This window comes from Streptomyces sp. NPDC005803, assembly GCF_040630435.1.
Lineage (GTDB): Bacteria > Actinomycetota > Actinomycetes > Streptomycetales > Streptomycetaceae > Streptomyces.
The window spans coordinates 83062-101370 of record NZ_JBEXXO010000029.1 but is presented as its reverse complement, the minus strand read 5'-3'; the positions used below and the strand labels follow the sequence as shown (position 1 = coordinate 101370).

9 protein-coding genes are annotated in these 18309 nt (G+C 73.8%); 4 read left to right on the top strand and 5 right to left on the bottom strand.

The annotated features are described in order from the left end of the window. Nucleotides 1-407 precede the first annotated feature (407 nt). The gene (locus tag ABZ454_RS32165; protein WP_356322749.1) at nt 408-962 is read right to left on the bottom strand and encodes a MarR family transcriptional regulator; all 555 of its coding nucleotides are present in this window, start codon (nt 960-962) and stop codon (nt 408-410) included. A gap of 147 nt (nt 963-1109) precedes the next feature. On the opposite strand from ABZ454_RS32165, the gene ABZ454_RS32160 reads away from it, so the two are divergent. Further along, nucleotides 1110-2414: an MFS transporter gene (locus ABZ454_RS32160; RefSeq protein WP_359543117.1), complete on the top strand. Its 1305-nt coding sequence runs from the start codon at nt 1110-1112 to the stop codon at nt 2412-2414. Nucleotides 2415-2441: 27 nt separating this feature from the next. Here the strand turns inward: ABZ454_RS32160 and ABZ454_RS32155 are convergent, their stop codons facing one another. Continuing rightward, complete coding sequence (locus ABZ454_RS32155) at nt 2442-4106, bottom strand: SpoIIE family protein phosphatase (protein ID WP_356322747.1); 1665 nt, start codon at nt 4104-4106, stop codon at nt 2442-2444. Between the two features lie 206 nt (nt 4107-4312). Further along, nucleotides 4313-5707 carry an NAD(P)/FAD-dependent oxidoreductase gene (locus tag ABZ454_RS32150; protein WP_359543110.1) on the bottom strand — a complete coding sequence of 465 codons (1395 nt, stop codon included), beginning with the start codon at nt 5705-5707 and terminating at the stop codon, nt 4313-4315. A 338-nt stretch (nt 5708-6045) separates the two neighbouring features. Between ABZ454_RS32150 and ABZ454_RS32145 the strand changes: the two genes are divergently transcribed. Then, entirely contained in the window at nt 6046-6951 is a 906-nt protein-coding gene (locus ABZ454_RS32145; protein WP_359543109.1) for a helix-turn-helix domain-containing protein, read from the top strand. 497 nt (nt 6952-7448) lie between these two features. Next, complete coding sequence (locus ABZ454_RS32140; protein ID WP_359543108.1) at nt 7449-9581, top strand: sigma-70 family RNA polymerase sigma factor; 2133 nt, start codon at nt 7449-7451, stop codon at nt 9579-9581. Between the two features lie 30 nt (nt 9582-9611). Here the strand turns inward: ABZ454_RS32140 and ABZ454_RS32135 are convergent, their stop codons facing one another. Both ABZ454_RS32135 and ABZ454_RS32130 read right to left on the bottom strand, forming a co-directional pair. Next, on the bottom strand, nt 9612-12950 hold the full coding sequence (locus ABZ454_RS32135) for a BTAD domain-containing putative transcriptional regulator (RefSeq protein WP_359543107.1): 3339 nt from the start codon (nt 12948-12950) through the stop codon (nt 9612-9614). A 197-nt stretch (nt 12951-13147) separates the two neighbouring features. Beyond that, complete coding sequence (locus tag ABZ454_RS32130; RefSeq protein WP_356322742.1) at nt 13148-15259, bottom strand: asparagine synthase-related protein; 2112 nt, start codon at nt 15257-15259, stop codon at nt 13148-13150. A 1313-nt stretch (nt 15260-16572) separates the two neighbouring features. On the opposite strand from ABZ454_RS32130, the gene ABZ454_RS32125 reads away from it, so the two are divergent. After that, nucleotides 16573-18249 (top strand): sporulation protein, encoded by a 1677-nt coding sequence (locus ABZ454_RS32125; RefSeq protein WP_359543105.1) that lies wholly within the window; start codon nt 16573-16575, stop codon nt 18247-18249. The last annotated feature ends 60 nt before the right edge of the window (nt 18250-18309 follow it).

Genomic DNA, 18309 nt, shown 5'->3' with positions numbered 1-18309 from the left:
CAAGGAACGGACGCTTCCTTCGTACTCACCCTCTCGGGCTTTCCTCCGGGCGCTTCCCTTCGGTCTTGCGTTTCCGACTCTATCAGACTCTTTCGGGCCTGACTCCCAGTCAGCGGGTTTTGTCTTTCCGGCTGTTGGGCCGTTCCGACGTCCAAAACTCTAGCGACTTTTCCCGGCAACTCATAATCGAGTCTTCGAAAGCGAATTCCGGCATGCCGAAATTGTCCCGAGTGGGAGATCGTGCGGAGAGTTGGTTGCCGCATGCGCGGCGGATGTTTGCCGAAGAACCGTTCCGGCTCCGTGACAACTCGAAGAACCTTACGGATCGCGGCGGGCCGTGTCAACCCCGCCTCACCGCGCGGTGCGGTGGCCCCGGTGCGGGCGCGGAGCCTTCGGCCGGGTGGGGCTCAGGCCAGGTCGTTGAGGCGGCCGCCGGCGTCCGGCTGGGCGTGTTCGACGCGGCGCAGGAGGCGGATGAGCATCTCGCCGAGGACACCCCGCTCGTCGCCCGAGAGGTCCTGGAGCAGGTCCTCCTCGAAGTGCGTGGCCATCCGCATCGCCTCCAGCCACTTCGTACGGCCCTCGTCCGTCAGCTCGACGATGACGCGCACCCGGTTGTTCTCGTCGCGGTCACGGGTCACGAGGCCCTCGCCCGCCATGCGGTCGATGCGATGGGTCATCGCGGCCGGGGTGAGGCCGAGCCGCTTGGCGAGCTCCCCCGGGCCCAGCCGGTAGGGGGCGCCGGACAGGACGAGGGTCTTGAGGACCTCCCACTCGGCGTTGCTGATGCCGAGGGCGGCGACCTGCCGTCCGTACGCCACGTTCATCCGGCGGTTCAGCCGGCCGAGGGCCGAGACGACCTGCTCGACCTGCGGGTCCAGGTCGCGGAACTCGCGCTGATAAGCGGCGATCTGCTCGTCGAGGCTCGGCTCCTGGAGCTCGGGCTCGGTGGTGTCAGACATGGCGGGCAGTATGGCACGCCCTCCGTAGCCGTCGAAGTCCTTCGGCCTGTATTGTTGAGCTTCTAACTTTAGTGCTAAAGTCTTCGGGTTCGAGTCGTTCGGGCACGTGGTTTCGAGACCTTGAGGTAGGTGAGTGTGACCAGGGAAATGGGTGCAGCACTGCGGCGGATCCAGCTGGGGAGCGCGCTGAGCGCGTTCGGGCTGGGGTTCACCGTTCCGTATCTGTACGTCTACGTGGCGCAGGTGCGGGATCTGGGTGCCGGTACGGCGGGAGTCGTACTGGCGGTCTTCGCCATGGCAGCGCTCGCCGTCCTTCCGTTCACCGGCCGGGCCATCGACCGTCGCGGGCCGCTGCCCGTGCTGATCGTCGCCTCGGTCGTGGCTGCCCTGGGCGCCGCCGCGCTGGGCTTCTCCTCGCAGGTGACCGCGTCGGTCCTGTCCGCCGCCGTCCTCGGCGCGGGAACCGCCGTCATGCAGCCGGCCCTCGCCACGATGCTCGTCCGGTGCTCCGACGCCGGCACCCGCACGCGTGCCTTCGCCATGCAGTTCTTCCTGCAGAACCTGGGACTCGGCATCGGTGGACTGGTCGGCGGGCAGATCGTGGACACGAGCCGGCCCGCGTCCTTCATCGTGCTGTTCCTGATCGAAGCCGTCATGTTCCTCGTGCTCGGCGTCATCGCGGCGACCGTGCGGATGCCGCGTACCGCTGCCGTCGCGCAGGAGGCGACGGCCGCCGGATCCGCCGCGCGGGGCGGCCTGCGGGCGCTGCTCTCGCACCGGGCCATGGTGCAGCTGTGCGTGCTGGGCTTCGTGGTGTTCTTCGCTTGCTACGGGCAGTTCGAGTCCGGGCTCGCCGCGTACGGCACCGAGGCTGCCGGGATCCAGCCCTCGACGCTCGGCATCGCGCTGGCCGCCAACACCGCCGTCATCGTCGCGGCCCAGTTCGTGGTGCTGCGTCTGGTCGAGCGCCGCAAGCGCAGCCGGGTCATCGCCTCGGTCGGCCTGATCTGGGCGTTCGCCTGGATCGTGGCGGGTTACGCGGGTCTCGGACACGGGAGCCAGACCATGGCGACCGCCGCGATGATCTCCACGTACGCCCTGTTCGGGCTCGGCGAGTCGATGCTGTCGCCGACCGTCGCGCCGCTGGTCGCGGACCTGGCCCCTGAGTCGATGGTCGGTCAGTACAACTCGGCGTTCGCGCTCTGCAAGCAGCTGGCGCTCGCTGTCGGGCCCGCTGTCGGCGGCCCGATGGGGGCCTCGCTGCACGGGCCGTACATCGTGACCTTCGTCCTGTTCTCCCTGGGCATCACGGTGCTGGCGCTGCGGCTCGGCCGACGGCTCACCCCCGTACAGGACCAGCCCTCGCTCGCGGCCGTGCCGTCGCGTGTGGTGGCCGTGTCGCTGCCGGAGAACGCGTCGGCCGACGTGCCGACGGTCGCCGCCGTGCACTGACGGCACGGGCGCGCGGGCATCGGCCCGCTACCGCGGCAGGTCGAATTCGCACCAGACCGCCTTGCCACCACCGGGGGTGCGGCGGCTGCCCCAGGACGTGGCGATCGACGCGACGATCGAGATGCCACGGCCCGCCTCGTCCCCCGGTTCGGCACGGCGGCGGCGCGGCAGGTGGTCGTCGCCGTCGGTCACCTCGATGATCAGTCTGCGGTCGGTGCGCCGCAGGCCCAGGCGCATGGGCGGCGTCCCGTGCTGCAGGGAGTTGGCCACGAGCTCGCCGGCGGCGAGGACGCCCAGGTCGCACAGCTCCATCGGGAAGCGCCAGGACGTCAGCACGCCCGTCGCGAAGGCGCGGGCGCGCGGGGCCGCCTCGATGCCGCCGAGCAGATCGAGCGAGGCGTTGTGGAACAGCTCCGCCGTCGCGCCCGTGCGGGCGGGGTGCTGGACCACCAGCACCGCCACGTCGTCATCGTGCTCCGCCGTGACGTTCAGGGAGCGGATCAGACGGTCGCAGACCACCTGGGGCGACCCGTTCGCGCCGGACAGTGCCCGCTCCAGCGCGGTCATCCCCTCGTCGATGTCCTCGCTGCGGCGCTCGACCAGGCCGTCCGTGTAGAGGACGGCGGTGGAGCCGGGCGGCAGCGCGATCGTGCCCGAGGTGTGGATCCAGCCGCCGGTGCCGAGCGGGGGGCCGGTCGGGTCCGCTGCGCGACGAACCGTGCCGTCCTCGTCGCGCACCAGGATCGGGAGGTGGCCCGCGGAGGAGTAGACGAGCAGCCCCTCGTTGGGGTCGTGGACGGCGTAGGCGCAGGTCGCGATCTGGCTGGCGTCGATCTCGGCGGCGAGGCCGTCGAGCAGTTGGAGCACCTCGTGCGGCGGGAGGTCGAGGCGGGCGTAGGCGCGCACGGCCGTGCGCAGCTGGCCCATCACCGCGGCGGCGCGCACCCCGCGGCCCATGACGTCGCCGATGACCAGGGCCGTGCGGCCCGCGCCGAGGGTGATGACGTCGTACCAGTCGCCGCCGACCGCGGCGTCCGTGCCGCCCGGCTGGTAGGTGGCGGCGATCCGCAGGTCGTCGGGCTGTTCCAGCTCCTGCGGGAGCAGCGAGCGCTGCAGGGTGACGGCCGTTTCGCGGTGCCGGCTCTCGCTGGTGCGCAGCCGCTCGGCCGCTTCGGCGTGGTCGGTGACATCGGCGGCGTACACGAGGACGCCGCCGTCGTGTCTCCCGGCCTCGTCGCGCCTGAGGGGGGTGCAGGTGACCGTGTACGAGTGGCCGCTGCCGGCCTTGCGGGACTTGACCGTGCGCGGGGTGCCGCTGCGCAGGACCTGGTCCATCAGGGGAAGCAGGCTGAGTTCGGAGAGCTCGGGCATCGCCTCGGCCGCGGGGACACCGCGGGGGCGGGGTCCGAATGCCGCGGTGTAGGCGTCGTTGACGTACGCGATGCGGTGTTCGGGCCCGTGCACCAGGGCGACGAGGGCGGGCAGCTGGCCGAGGATGTCGCGGGCGGAGAGGTCTTCGAGGGCGGGCTCCGAGGGCCGGGCGCCGGGGCCGACCGGCTCGCCGTCCGGAGGGCCCGACCCGGTGTCGGCCTGTGCGTATGCGGCGCGGGCCGCCGGTACGGGACTGCGGTCGTCCCGGGCGGCTCGGCGCTGCGTGCCGGGTAGGCGGGCGCTCCAACGCGTGAAGTTCACGGAATCCATTGCCTCGTGTGTCGGTCTGGTCCGCTCGGGCGGGCTGCTTCCTCGGCAGGGGCGTCACCAGTGTGCGGTGGCGGGCTGTTGCCCCTGCTGTTGCCCCTGGGACGGTCTTCCTCGATGGTCACTGTCGGTCGCTGCCGGCCGGGTCACTCTGTGCAGATGTGAGCCCACCTATGGTCACACGTCCAGTGTGTCGGACCCTACTGACAGTCGTCGTCAGACCGGGGGCGCTTGCCCGCGGCGATCTCGAACTCGGCCCGGGGGTGTTCCAGTGAGCCCAGGGAGACGATCTCGCGTTTGAACAGTCCGGCGAGGGTCCATTCGGCCAGCACCCTGGCCTTGCGGTTGAACGTCGGGACGCGGCTGAGGTGGTACATACGGTGCATGAGCCAGGCCGGATACCCCTTGAGCCGGCGACCGTACACGTGGGCGACGCCCTTGTGGAGGCCGAGCGAGGCGACGGATCCCGCGTAACGGTGCCGGTACTCCTTGAGCGGGCGGCCGTCGAGCGACGCGACGAGGTTGTCGGCGAGGACCTTGGCCTGGCGGACCGCGTGCTGGGCGTTGGGGGCGGTCTCCTTGCCGGGTTCGGCGGCGGTCAGGTCGGGGACCGCAGCGGCGTCACCGGCGGCCCAGGCGTGTTCGGTCCCCTCGACGGTGAGTCGAGCGGTGCAGACGAGCCTGCCGCGTTCGTTCAGAGGCAGGTCGGTGGCGGCGAGCAGGGGGGCGGGTTTGACTCCGGCGGTCCACACGAGCGTGCGGGCCGGGAAGCGGGAGCCGTCGCTGAGCACGGCGATCCGGTCCTCGCAGGACACCAGCCGGGTGTCGAGGCGTACATCGATGTTGCGGCCGCGCAGCTCGCGGACCGCGTACCTGCCCATCGCCTCACCGACCTCGGGGAGGATGCGGCCGGTCGCCTCGACGAGGATCCACTTCAGGTCCTCGGCCTTGATGTTGTGGTAGTACCGCGCGGTGTAGCGGGCCATGTCCTCCAGCTCGGCGAGCGCCTCCACGCCCGCGTACCCGCCGCCCACGAAGACGAAGGTGAGGGCGGCGTCACGGATGGCGGGGTCGCGGGTGGCGGACGCGATGTCCATCTGCTCGATCACGTGGTTGCGCAGGCCGATGGCCTCCTCGATGGTCTTGAAGCCGACGCCGTGATCGGCGAGGCCGGGGACCGGGAGGGTGCGGGAGACGGAGCCGGGGGCGAGGACGAGCTCGTCGTACGCAATCTCCACGGCACCGGTACCGTCCTCGCCCGTGGCGAGCGTGGTCACCGTCGCGGTGCGCTTCGCGTGATCGATGTGCCGGGCCTCCCCGACGACGATCGTGCAGTGCGCCAGGACACGGCGCAGCGGCACGACGACATGGCGGGGCGAGATGGAACCGGCGGCGGCCTCCGGGAGGAACGGCTGATACGTCATATAAGGGTCGGGGGTGACGACGACGATCTCCGCCTCACCGCTTCTCAGTCTCTGCTTCAGCTTCCGTTGGAGACGCAGCGCTGTGTACATCCCGACATAGCCCCCACCGACGACGAGAATGCGCACACCCGGCGGGGGGCCGGGGCGTGTTCCCCCGGAATCTGAAGCCATCACCATCCCATGACGCAACGTGCGCGGGAGTTTGTCCACAGCCCCGGCAAATTGTGTGACCGGAGGTTCTGAACGGGCTTCGGTCCGTCGATGTGCCGTACGGACGGAAGTCCCGCAGGTCAGGGGGGAGGAGAGGGGTCCCGGGAGGGGTACCGGTCGGTGACCGGCCGGTCCGCGCTCCGACCGGCGGACGCTCCCGGCGGGCAGCCCCCTTCTGAATTGACCCTGGCTCAACTATGTTCCTATGTCGTCGGGGTGCCGGACGGTGACCATCGGTCCACCCTCGACTGACACGGCGGGAGTCTCCGGGGGGAGACGTCATAACCGGGGGAACAGTTATGCATATTCAGGAATCGCATTGGCCGACTGCTGCGGTCACGTCCGAAGGGAACGGACGGATCGGGGTGGTCGGCGGCACGGTGAGCGGTGTCGGAGCCGGCGGGGCCGTGGCGCCGTCGGGGGCCGGCACGCTGGGAACCGCGCTCAGCGCCCAGACCGGGGCGCACGGCCGCTCGGCACCGCTGCGCGTGGACGCGCAGCGCAACCTCGAACACGTGCTGAGGGCGGCGCGCGAGGTGTTCGGCGAACTGGGGTACGGCGCTCCGATGGAGGACGTGGCGCGCCGTGCCCGGGTCGGTGTCGGCACGGTGTACCGGCGCTTCCCCAGCAAGGACGTGCTGGTGCGCCGGATAGCCGAGGAGGAGACGGCCCGGCTGACCGACCAGGCCCGGTCCGCACTGGGCCAGGAGGAGGAGCCGTGGTCGGCGCTGTCGCGCTTCCTGCGGACCTCGGTGGCCTCCGGTGCCGGCCGGCTGCTGCCTCCGCAGATACTGCGGGTCGGCGTCGAGGCCGACGACGCCGCCGAGGCCGTCGACGCGGGTGCCGTACGCGCCCCGGAAGCGGCGCCGGTTGACGCGTGGGACGAGCCTCGGGTGCCCCAACAGCGCCAGGAAGCCGGTCAGGTTCCGGTCCAGGCCGGTGTGCGGGTGGCCGAGCAGCGTTCCGCGCCGGCGGACGGGACCGAGGACCTCGGTGCCGGAGCGGCCGACCTGCTGGAGGTCGTGGGCCGGCTGGTCGACCGGGCGCGGGCGTCCGGGGAGCTGCGCCGCGATGTGACGGTGGCCGATGTGCTGCTGGTCATCGCGACGGCGGCACCCTCGCTGCCCGACGCGGCTCAGCAGGCGGCGGCCTCGGCCCGGCTGCTGGACATCCTTCTGGAGGGTTTGCGCTCGCGGCCCGCGTGAGCACGGACCGGCCGGGCCAGGTGGGGCGCGCGGTGGGTGTCGGGGTGCTGTCGCCCTAGGGGCTGCGGGCTGCGGGCGGCACCACCGCGTCGGCCGGGGCTGCGCGGGCGTGCCGGTGGGGGGCGGCTGTGCCGGTGGAGGACGAGTCGCGGTGTTCCCGTGGGGAGCGGGGCCGCGTCCGGCGGATCGGTCCGGCGGGTCGGTTCGGGGGGTCGGTTCGGGGTCGGTTCGGGGTCGGTTCGGGGCGGTTCGGGGCGGTTCTGTCCGGGGAGCTCCGTCTGGAGGGGCGCTTCCTGGTTGTTACTGGGGCGCCGTCCCCGCTCACTGCCCCGTCAACACAACCTGCCAATTCTCCCCCGAATGAGCGCCTCCCCGTGCTCGCATTCGGGAAAACACCCCGGATGAGTGGTTGACGGCGCTGAAGGGTCGCCGCTCCTGCGCTCTGTGGCACGCTTGCCCGGTGTTCGGGTCCGAAAGCGCATACGGGGGCGACCGCGATGAGCGGTGACGGGCAGCAGGAAGAGCGGCTCGACGGTGTCTCCACTGTCGGAGGCGGCGCGGAGGCGGGCGGGCTGCCCGGACACCAGGTGCCGAGCCAGGCCGGCCCCCGGCGCTCGGACACCGGCGAACAGAGTGGCGGCACCGTCCTGCCCGGACCATGGCCGCCCGCGCCGGTCGACAGCCCTGCCACGGACGCGGGCGCGGACTCGGATGCGGGCGCGGACTCGGATGCGGGCGCGGACTCGGATGCGGACTCCGGCACGGGCACGGGCACGGACTCCGGCGCGGACACGAACGCGAAGGCGAACGCGAACGATGTTGTGGCCGCGGTGCCCATGCAACGCTCTCGTCGCGGTCGGCACGCCAGGGATGCCGCCGGGACCGCCCCCGCCGACGTCCAGTTGATTCAGAGGATGCGGGACGGCGACGACCTCGCGTACGAGATGTTGTTCCGCCGCCACTCCGACGCGGTGCGCCGCTATGCGCGTACCTGCTGCCGGGACGCGCACACCGCCGACGACCTGACAGCCGAGGTGTTCGCCAGGACCCTGCAGGCGGTACGGGGCGGCAAGGGCCCCGAGGAGGCCGTACGGGCCTATCTGATGACGGCGGTCCGGCACGTCGGGGCCGCGTGGGCGAAGACCGCGAAGCGTGAGCATCTGGTCGACGACTTCGCGGTGTTCGCGGCGCATGCGTCGCGCACCACGGAGGTGTCCGACGCGGACACGCTCGATCTCGGCGCCGACGTGCTGGCGATGCACGAGGCCGAGCAGTCGTTGGCGATGCAGGCGTTCCGCAGCCTCCCGGAGCGCTGGCAGGCCGTCCTGTGGCACACCACCGTCGAGGAGGAGTCGCCCAGTGACGTCGCCCCGCTGTTCGGACTGACGGCCAATGCCACGTCGGTACTGGCCAGCCGCGCCCGTGAAGGGCTCAAGCAGGCCTATCTGCAAGCCCATGTCAGCCAGGCGCTCACCTCCGGGGGTGACTGTGCGCGGTACGCCGACCGGCTCGGCGCCTACGCCCGGGGCGGCCTGCGGATGCGGGCCGAGCGCGGCCTGCGCGGGCATCTGGACGAGTGCGCGAAATGCCGGCTCGCGGCAGGCGAACTGGCGCACGTCAACGCCGGGATCCCCGCGCTGCTGCCGGTCGCGGTCATCGGCTGGTTCGCCGCCGGGTACGCCCTCAAGGCCGCCGGGATCGTGGCGGGTGGCGCTGCCGGTGCCGCCGGTGCGGGAGCCGCCGCCGCGGCGACCGGAGGCGGCTCGTCCGCGGGTTCGGCCGGAAGCGCCGCCGCTTCCGAGGGGCTCGGCGCCCCGGTGAAGGCCGGCATCGCGGCGGCGGTCGCCGTCGCGGCCGCGGCCGGCCTGGTGTGGGCGCTGATCGGCGGAGATGAACCGCGCCCCGAGGCGAAGGCGGCCGCCAGGCCCCCGGCCGTGGCACCCGCCGTGCCGACCCCCGCACCGCCGAGACCCGCACCGCCGACACCCACACCGACGCCTCCGGCACCCGCGCCGCCCCCCGCTACACCGGCTTCCGCACCGTCGACCCCGGCCCCTGCCCCGACGCCGCCACCTACGCCGACGCCGTCCCCGAGGCCCACTCCCCCGCCGAAACCCACGCCTCCCCCGCCGCCAGCGCCGGAGCCCACCCCGGCGCCCCCGCGGCCTTCCCCGTCGCCGCCCGCTCCGGCCCCGACGTCGTACCGGGTCAGCGAGCTGGGCTCCACCCTGGCCGGCGACCACACCGCCCCCGAGGTGGTGCTCGGCCGGAGCAGCTGGGTCTGGCAGCGTGCCGGCATGTCGATCGGCGGCACCCGGTACGCGCACGGGGTGACCGTCCACAGCAGTTCCTCGGTGTACATCCAGTTGAACCGCGCGTGCACGCGGTACGAGGCGATGGCCGGTGTGGACGACCTGACCATGGGGCTCGGTTCGGTCCGGTTCTCGGTCGTGAACGGCGACGGGACGCGGCTGTGGCAGTCACCCGTGATGAGGGGCGGCGCCCCGGCCGTTCCCGTGAGCGTTGGCATCGAGGGTCAGGAGCGGATCCGGCTCGTCGTGGAGCCGGCGACCCCGTTCGGCGGGGTCGCCCTCGCCGACTGGGCCGCATCCGTCATCAGCTGCCGCTGAGCGGACGGGAGCCGTCCGGCACGGCCTCCCTCATCCCGGGAGGTCTGCGGTGATGCCCTCCAGCAGGCCGATGACGTCGTCGAGGGTCAGTCCGAGTCCCGCGACGCGCTCCTCCTCGTACCGCGACGCACCCAGTTCCTCGCGTGCCTGCCGCTCGGCGGCGTCCACCTCGGCCTGCTCCGCCGGGGTCCTGGGGCCGGACAGCCGCCAGTTGTCGGCGGCGGCCAGGACGCGTACGGCCGCCGCGTGCCGGCCCAACCTCGGCAGCACGGTCACCACGCCGTCCGCCAGGTGTCCCGTGACGATCTCGGCGCACTGCGCCTCCCTCGCCGTGACCAAGGCAGCCGTCAGCCCGAGCAGCGCGGAGACGGGGCCGCCCTCCGGTTCGGGTTCGAATGCGGAGATCCGGGCCGACAGGCCCTCCATCGCCACGGTGAAGTGGGACGGCGGGCCGCCGCGTCCGACCTCCCCCTGGGCCGCGGCGAGCAGGTGGCGGGCGGCGGCCGTGTCGCCATCGTGGAAGGCCATCGTGGCCCGCAGGTAGTGGATGTACGAGGCGGCTTCGTGCACCTGCTGGTTCTCCGCTTCGGCCTCCGAACGGTCCAGCCCCTCCCGTGCGGCCGCCAGGTCGCCCGTGCGGTAGGAGAGTTCGGCGAGCCGGGCCAGGAGGAACGGGGCCTCGGCGTGGGCGCCGACCTCGCGGGCGAGCAGCAGTGCCTCCTCGTACGCCGCACGCGCCTCGTCGTAGCGTCCGCGCATCATGCCCGCCTCGGCCGCGGCGCTCGCGACCTGGGCGCGCATCCACCGGTCACCGATGCGTCGGCTCAGCGTGCGCAGTTCGGCGAGGTCGTCGTCGATGCCGGGCATGCCGCCCGGCATGTCGACGATCATGTGGGTGCGGAACATCAGGGTGACGCCGTACTCCCACGCGTCGCCGTGGACGCGGGCGTTGTCGACGGCAGCGTCGATCTTCCGCCGTACGTCGTCGGTGGTGCCGGTGAGGTACGAGGTCATCGGCCAGAGCAGCCCGGGGAACCGGGCGGCCTGCGGCCCTGAGGAGGCGAACGCGCCGGCCACCCGGGTCACGAACGCGTGGAGCCCGGCGTCGTCCTGGTTCGTCTCGTACTGCCCGCGCTCCGCCGCGTAGAAGAACCACAGCATGTGCAGGTTCATCCGGACCCAGTACCGGGGGTCGTCGGCGTCGGCGGGTTCCGGGCCGAGTGCCAGCGCCTTCTCGGTCCAGGCGAGGCCCTCCGAGCGGTAGTTGCGCAGCCACCAGAACCAGCCCATGCCCAGCACCAGTCGGGCCGCGTCCGGTTCACAGGGGAGAGCCGCGGAGGTGGTGCGCTGGAGGGCGGCCCGGATGTTGTCGAGGTCCGTCTCCAGGCGCTGGATCCAGGGGAGCTGGTCGACGGAGCGCAGGCGCGGCTCGGCCTCCTCGACCAGCGCGGCGAAGTACGCGGTGTGCGCGCGCCCGGCGGCGGTCCGGATGTCCGGGGTCTCGGCGCAGCGCTCGACGGCGTACTCGTGAATGGTCTCCAGCAGGCGGTAGCGCATCGCGCCGTCCGCGGCCGGGGCGGCGACGACCAGGGACTTGTCGACCAGGGCGCCGATCAGGTCGGCGGTACCGGGCGACGCGCGCCGGCCAGGGACGGCCGGTGTGCTGATGACGGCTTCCGCGGCGGTCAGGTCCCAGCCGCCCGCGAAGACGGAGACCTGGCGCAGGGCGGTGCGTTCGTCCTCGTGGAGGAGGTCCCAGGACCAGTCGACGACCGCCCGCAGGGTCTGCTGGCGGGGCAGCACGGTGCGGCTGCCGCCCGTCAGGAGGCGGAACCGGTCGTCGAGCCGGTCGGCGATCTGACGCGGGCCGAGCAACCGCAGCCGGGCGGCCGCGAGTTCGATGGCGAGCGGCAGGCCGTCCAGCCGACGGCAGATCTCGGCGACGGCGTCCGCATCGTGTGCCGGTTCGTGTTCGGGGTCGAAACCGGGGCGTACGGCCCTGGCTCGTTCGGTGAAAAGGCGGTGGGCGGGGTCGGCGGGCAACGGGTCGACCGGTCGTACGGACTCGCCGGGGACGCCGAGCGGTTCGCGGCTGGTGGCGAGGACACGCAGCTGCGGGCAGCGGGTCAGCAGGGTCTCGGCCAGCGCGGCGGCCGCGTCGATGACGTGCTCGCAGTTGTCGAGGATGAGGAGGACGGGACGGGTGCGCGCACCGTGCGCGAGCCGGTCGACGAGCAGGCCGACCGGGTCGGCGCTCGGGGCGGGCCCGTCGTGGGTGCTGTCCCGCAGCAGCGCCGTCTCGCGCAGCCCGAGCGCGGACAGTACGGCCCCCGGGACGGCGTCGGGGTCCTCGACGGGGGCCAGTTCGGCCAGCCAGACGTCGCGGGGGGTGGCGGCGTGGTCGTCGCGTGCCGCGGACTCCTCGGCGAGGCGGGTCTTCCCCGAGCCGCCGGGGCCGGTGAGGGTGACCAGCCGGGAGCGGGCCAGGTCGTCCCGGATGGCACGGAGTTCGGGCTCGCGGCCCACGAAGGAGGTGAGCCGTGGCCGGAGGTTGCCCCGGACGGGCGCCGCTTCGGGCGGCGCGGGCTCGGCGGAGAGGAGTTCACGGTGCAGCGCGGACAGGTCGGGCCCGGGGTCGGTGCCGAGGCCCTCGGCGAGGGTGCGGCGCGCGTCCTCGTACGCGGCGAGCGCGTCGGCCTGCCGGCCGTCGGCGCGAAGGGCGCGGATGAGCTGGGCGCGGAAGCGCTCGTCGTACGGGTGGGTGGCGGTCAGCTCCGTCAGCTCGGCGACGAGGTCGGCGGGGCCGGGGGCGGAGGCTGCCTCGGGGTCGGCGGGCGTTGCGGCCGCTCCCCGCTCCTCGGTCGCCACGCGGCGCAGGTCGGCCTCGATCCGGCGCTCCAGGGTGGCCAGCCGGTGGGTCTCCGGGCGAAGGGCGTGGCCGTGGTCCCCGTCGGGCAGGTCGGCGACGGCGGGGCCGCGCCAGAGGGCGAGTGCGGCGCGCAGGGTGCGGGCGGCCTCGGCCGGGGCGCCGGCCTCCAGCTCGGCCCCGCCCTGCCGGGCCAGCCGCTCGAAGACGTACAGGTCCACGTCGTCCGGACCGGCGGCGAGGCGGTACCCGCCCGGGCTGCTGGCCAGCGCCTCCTTGCCCAGCACCCGGCGCAGCCGCCCGACGAGGGCCTGGAGCGCGGCGGTGGCGTCCGCCGGGGGCTCGTCCGCCCAGACGTCGCCGACGAGCTCGGTGACCGGTACGGCGCGGCCCGGGCGCAGGGCGAGGGCGGCGAGCAGGGCACGCAGCCGCGTACCGCCGAGGGGCAGCGCGGCGCCGCTCTCGTCTCGCGCCTCCGTGACGCCCAGGATCAGATACCGCACCTCGCCATTGTGTCCCGCCGCTCGGACAACGGGACATCGGATCGGCCTCGCCGAACGCGCACCGCGGGTAACGGGGACATCGGATCTGCCTCGCGGGGCGCGCACCGCAGGTAACGGAACGTCCGACTGGCACCGCCACGACAGAGCAGCCTCCGCCCCCGCCCGGCAGCGCACCGGGAAGCCGAAGCCGCCCCGTGCTACCCCTGAAGTGACCGTCGGGCCGGGGCCACTCCGCCGGCGACCGCGCGCTGCCGTGGGGCCGCCGTACCCGTCCAGCAGGTGCCGCGCCGCGACACGAGGCGGCGGAGCCACAGTTCCGTGGAGGCGAGGTCGGCCAGGCCGTCCAGGGGGAGGGGCTCCCCCTCGGAGGCCGCGCGCAGTGCCTTGCGTACGACGCGGGCCTCGACCAGGCCCGCGTCGGCGAGGAGCGGGGCGTCGAAGAGGGCGATCAGTTCGGGTAGCGCGGCGCGCAGGCCGGTCCGGGTGACGGCGGTCGAGGTGGCCTGGGAAGGGGCGCCCCAGCCGGGCGGCAGGTCGTGGATGCCCGCACCCGCCAGGACCCGGCGCAGGATCGCCGCGCGGGCGCCCGGCTGGACCCGGAGGGACTCGGGGAGCGCGCGGGCGGCGCGTACGACCTGGTTGTCCAGGAAGGGGGCGTGCAGCCGCTGGCTGCGGACCTCGGCGGCCTGTTCCAGGATGCGGTGGCCGGCGGCGTGCCGGGCCAGGGCGGCTCTGGCGCGGGCCTCACCGGGGCGCTGGACGGAGGCGGGGCGGATGGCCGCCTCCTGGAGGCGAACCGATACTTCGGCCAGCGCCTCCCCGGTGAGCCACCGGGCGGCCGGGCCCGGCCGGGACCAGGCCAGTGCGGCGAGCGAGGCGTCGGCGGGGGTGTCGAGGCCGGGGGTGAGGCGGTTGGCGTCGGGCAGGTGGTCGGCCGCGGCTTCGAGACCGGTGCGGTAGGAGGTACGGGCCAGCCGACGGGCCGCCCGGTAGACGGTCAGCGGGACGAACAGCGAGTGGGCGGAGGGGCCTTCCGCCTTGGCGAGGGCGGCGACCGGGCGGACGAGATGGCGTCGTCTGCGGTCGATCAGCAGGTCGGCGAGGCGGGCCGGATGGGCGTCGAGCACCTGCCGGGCGCCGTCGCCCACGAAGTGGTCGGCGCTGCCTGCCGAGAGTCTGCGGCGGTGGCGTTCGACGAGGACGAGGGAGGGGGCCGGCTCATCGGTGAGCGGGCCGTTCTCCAGGTCGGCGTAGGGGAGGGCCTCTTCGCCCGCGGCGACCACGACATGGTGCAGCCGCGGGTTGGCGGCGATGACGCGCGCGCGTTCGAGCTCGTCCTCGTGAGCGCGGGTCGTCAGGTCGTTGAAGGTGACCGCGAGCAGCCGCTCGCCCGCTCCCGTGCCGTGGCCCAGGATCGTGCCGGGCAGGCCGGGGAGCCCGGCGGCGAGGAGGGCGAGCGTCGCGGACGCGCTGCCCCCGGAGAGGTCGGAGCCGATGCCGGGGACGGGTGCGCCCCGGGCGGCGCGGCGTTCGGCGGGGCCCATGCCGGGGACTGGGCCGGGGTCGGGCGGCTGGGTCTGCGGAGCGTGGCGCGGGGCCAGCAGCCGGGCGCGCACCGCTTCGACGAGGGCGTCGCGCACCCCTTCCACGGCGCTCACCGGGTCCTTCTCGGGCGCGGCCACGGCGAGGGAGGCCACCGCCTCGTACCCCGTGATCTCCCGCGAGCCCTCGCGGAGGATCAGCGCGTGCCCGGGCGGAATGCGCTTCACCCCCTCGTACGGAGTGCCGTCGCGCAGCGCCTCCGGGGTTTCGGGGCAGGCGAGCAGGGCGGCGAGGTGGCCGATGTCCAGCTGCGCCTCGATGAGGTCGGCGAGGGGGAGCGCGGCGGTGGCGTAGGCCGTGCCGCCGGCCCAGGGCGTGTAGAAGACCGGGCGGGCTCCGGCGAGGTCGCCGGCCACGGTGATCCGGCGGCCTATCTGGACGACGGCCGTGTAGCTGCCGGTCCATGCGGTGAGGTGGCGCAGTGCTCCGCCGCGGGCGGCGAGCAGGCCGACGCGCAGTTGTTCGTCGGTGGCCCCGCAGCAGCCGAGGACGGCGAGCCGTGCGGTGGGGGCGCCTTCGGCGGTGTCCAGCCGGACGGTGCGGATCTCGTCGGGCCGCCAGTCGCCCACCGCCCAGAGCGGATCCGGGTCCCCCCACAGGAGTTGGGAGCCCACGGGGTGCATCGTGCGCCCCTCGTCACTGCCGCCGACCGCTCCGACCGTGCCGAAGCTCGCGGCGATACTGCTCCAACCCACCAACCAACGCACCGCCGCCTCCACAGGCTGTGGACAAAACGGCGCAGCAGGGCAGTATCGGGAGAACTCCGGTAACGCGCGGCGCCGTTGCGGACATGCTGCCACGACAACGGCGCGCAGGAGTGGCTACGGACGGCGCACGTCGTGAGCGCATGCGCCCCTGGCAAAGGCCGGAGGGCGGCCGCCGGACCTGGCGTTCGTCGCACGGCCCGCGCGCGTCGGACCCGAAGGCGACGGGGCGAAGGATGCCGTGCGTCGCGTTCCCCGTACGCGTCCCGGAGTAACGGCCCGGAACCGGCCATGAAGCGCGTCCCGCCGGGGCGGCGGCCGGGATGTCCGCGCACCCCTCGGCCCGACCTCGTCCGACGGGCGACATCCGGCCAATCTCAGGAGGCGTGGGAACCGATCGACCACCCCAACGCGACCTTATATACACACTTTTATACCTGTTTGTTCTCCGGTGCGCTCAGGACGGCGGCACTCCTCACCCGTGCCCGGACGAACTCGGGAAGAGCCGGGCCGTCGCCCTGCGGCCCGATGGGGCGGCCACCGCGCCACCCGGCTCGTCGCACGGTCCGGGAGGCGCGGTCCGCCCCCCGGACCGGTCCGCCGCCTGCGGGGAATGAGGCGGCGGTGTTCCCCCAGCCCGCTGTGTCCAGTGCAGCGGGCCGACCCACGCAGCACCATGCAAGCGCTCCCGCAGGGGCCGAGCCAGAGCGCACGGCCGGGCGCACGGCCACACGCCAGGAGCACGCGCGGGGCACCTCGGACGGGGCCCCCGGCGAGGGTCGCCGAGGCCGTGCGGGCCGGGCGCCGGACGCGCTCCGGCGCTCGATCCGGGCTGGTCGGCGGGTGGGGAAGGCCGGCACCGCACCCCCTTCCCGCGCTCCGCCCCGCGCCGGCCGCCTCCGGCCGCCCCCTTCCGGGAGGGCCGTCCCGGCGATCTCTTCGCGGGGTGCGGGCGGGGCTCCACAAGGCCTCCTCCCCGCCCCCGCTCTTTCTCCGCCCTTCCTTCGCGCGGCGTTCGCCTCCCGCTCGCCCGCTCCGCCCCTTTGGCCCCTCGCGCCTCCCGGCTCCCCGCCGTTCCCCGCGCGTGGCCGGTACGGACAACAATCCCGCCATACGGACGTCTGGCCCTTAACGGTAGGGATGCGGCGAACTACGCTGGGTTTACTGATGTTCTCAGCAGGGCGGCATATTCCTCGGGGCTCGGCCAAATGCGTGTGCGGCCGGAGTGCCGGGGTTCGTCCCTGGGGAGAACCCGGTACGAATGCCGCGCGCCGCATCGGTGACGCGGCTGCCGTCTGTGTGTCGAGGGGTGGCGCATGTCCAGGGAGCAACGCGGACCGAACGACAAGCTCGGAACCGTTCTCGCCCTCGCGGGAATCAGCAACGCCGGGCTCGCCCGGCGGGTCAACGACCTCGGGGCGCAGCGCGGACTGACACTTCGGTACGACAAGACGTCGGTGGCCCGGTGGGTCTCCAAAGGCATGGTGCCCCAGGGCGCCGCGCCCCATCTCATCGCCGCGGCGATCGGCGCCAAGCTCGGCCGCCCGGTGCCGCTGCACGAGATCGGGCTGGCCGACGCCGATCCGGCGCCGGAGGTCGGGCTGGCGTTCCCCCGCGATGTGGGGGAGGCCGTCCGCTCGGCGACCGAGCTGTACCGGCTGGATCTGGCCGGGCGGCGGGCGGGCAGCGGCGGGATCTGGCAGTCGCTGGCCGGTTCGTTCTCGGTGAGCGCGTACGCGACCCCCGCGTCCCGCTGGCTGATATCCCCCGCCGACCCGTCGGTGGAACGGGCCTCGACGGCGGCCGTGACGGCGCCTCGGCCCCAGCAGGGCGCACGGGGCGCATCGGGGGCGCAGGCGGCATCGGGTGCGCCCGGCACGTCACTTCCGCCCGCCGCCCACGGGCAGCAGAGCGGGCCGGGCTCCGCACCGGTGCGGGACGCCTCCGGACAGTCGGCGGCAACGGCGGCCGGCCGCCACGCGCCCGGCACCTCGCTGCTGCCGCCGACGTCGCCCGGACAGGGCCTCTCGATCCCCGTACAGCCCGGCCCGGACTCCGCGCACGACGTCTCGCCGCTGCGGGTGGGCCACAGCGATGTGTCCAAACTGCGGGAGGCCGCCCAGGACGCGCGCCGCTGGGACTCCAAGTACGGCGGCGGGGACTGGCGTTCGTCCATGGTCCCGGAGTGCTTACGGGTCGACGCGGCGCCGCTGCTGCTGGGGTCGTACAGCGACGAGGTCGGCCGGGCGCTCTTCGGCGCGGCGGCCGAACTGACCAGGCTCGCGGGGTGGATGGCCTTCGACACGGGCCAGCAGGAAGCGGCCCAGCGCTACTACATCCAGGCGCTGCGCCTGGCACGGGCCGCGGCCGACGTACCGCTCGGTGGCTACGTCCTCGCGTCCATGTCGCTCCAGGCCACCTACCGCGGCTTCGCCGACGAGGGCGTCGACCTCGCGCAGGCGGCGGTCGAACGCAACCGTGGCCTCGCGACGGCACGCACCATGAGCTTCTTCCGCCTGGTGGAGGCGCGGGCCCACGCGAAGGCGAACGACGCGCCGGCCGCCGGAGCCGCGCTGAAGGCCGCCGAGGGGTGGCTGGAGCGCTCCCGGGACGGCGACGCGGACCCGTCGTGGCTGGGCTTCTACTCGTACGACCGGTTCGCGGCCGACGCCGCGGAGTGCCACCTCGACCTGAAGGCACCGCGGCAGGTGCGCCGCTTCACCGAGCAGGCGCTCTCCCGACCCACCGAGGAGTTCGTCCGCTCGCACGGTCTGCGGCTCGTCGTCTCGGCGGTCGCCGAGCTGGAGTCGGGGAACCTGGACGCGGCCTGCGCGGCGGGCACCCGGGCCGTGGAGGTGGCGGGCCGTATCTCGTCCGCCCGGACCACCGAGTACGTGCGCGATCTGCTGCACCGGCTGGAGCCCTACGGGGACGAGCCGCGCGTCGCCGAGCTGCGGGAGCGCGCCCGCCCGCTGCTGGTCGCCCCCGCCTAGCCGGGCCCGCGCCCCGGCCGGGCCGACGCGATATGCGCCACGCTGTGCCCGCAGGGGTTT

Excerpts from the sequence above, each read along its gene's own strand:
- ABZ454_RS32160 (WP_359543117.1), top strand. The coding sequence starts at position 1,110 with ATGGGTGCAGCACTGCGGCGGATCCAGCTGGGGAGCGCGCTGAGCGCG.
- ABZ454_RS32125 (WP_359543105.1), top strand. The coding sequence starts at position 16,573 with ATGTCCAGGGAGCAACGCGGACCGAACGACAAGCTCGGAACCGTTCTC.
- ABZ454_RS32145 (WP_359543109.1), top strand. The coding sequence starts at position 6,046 with ATGCATATTCAGGAATCGCATTGGCCGACTGCTGCGGTCACGTCCGAA.
- ABZ454_RS32165 (WP_356322749.1), bottom strand. The coding sequence starts at position 962 with ATGTCTGACACCACCGAGCCCGAGCTCCAGGAGCCGAGCCTCGACGAG.
- ABZ454_RS32140 (WP_359543108.1), top strand. The coding sequence starts at position 7,449 with ATGAGCGGTGACGGGCAGCAGGAAGAGCGGCTCGACGGTGTCTCCACT.
- ABZ454_RS32150 (WP_359543110.1), bottom strand. The coding sequence starts at position 5,707 with ATGGCTTCAGATTCCGGGGGAACACGCCCCGGCCCCCCGCCGGGTGTG.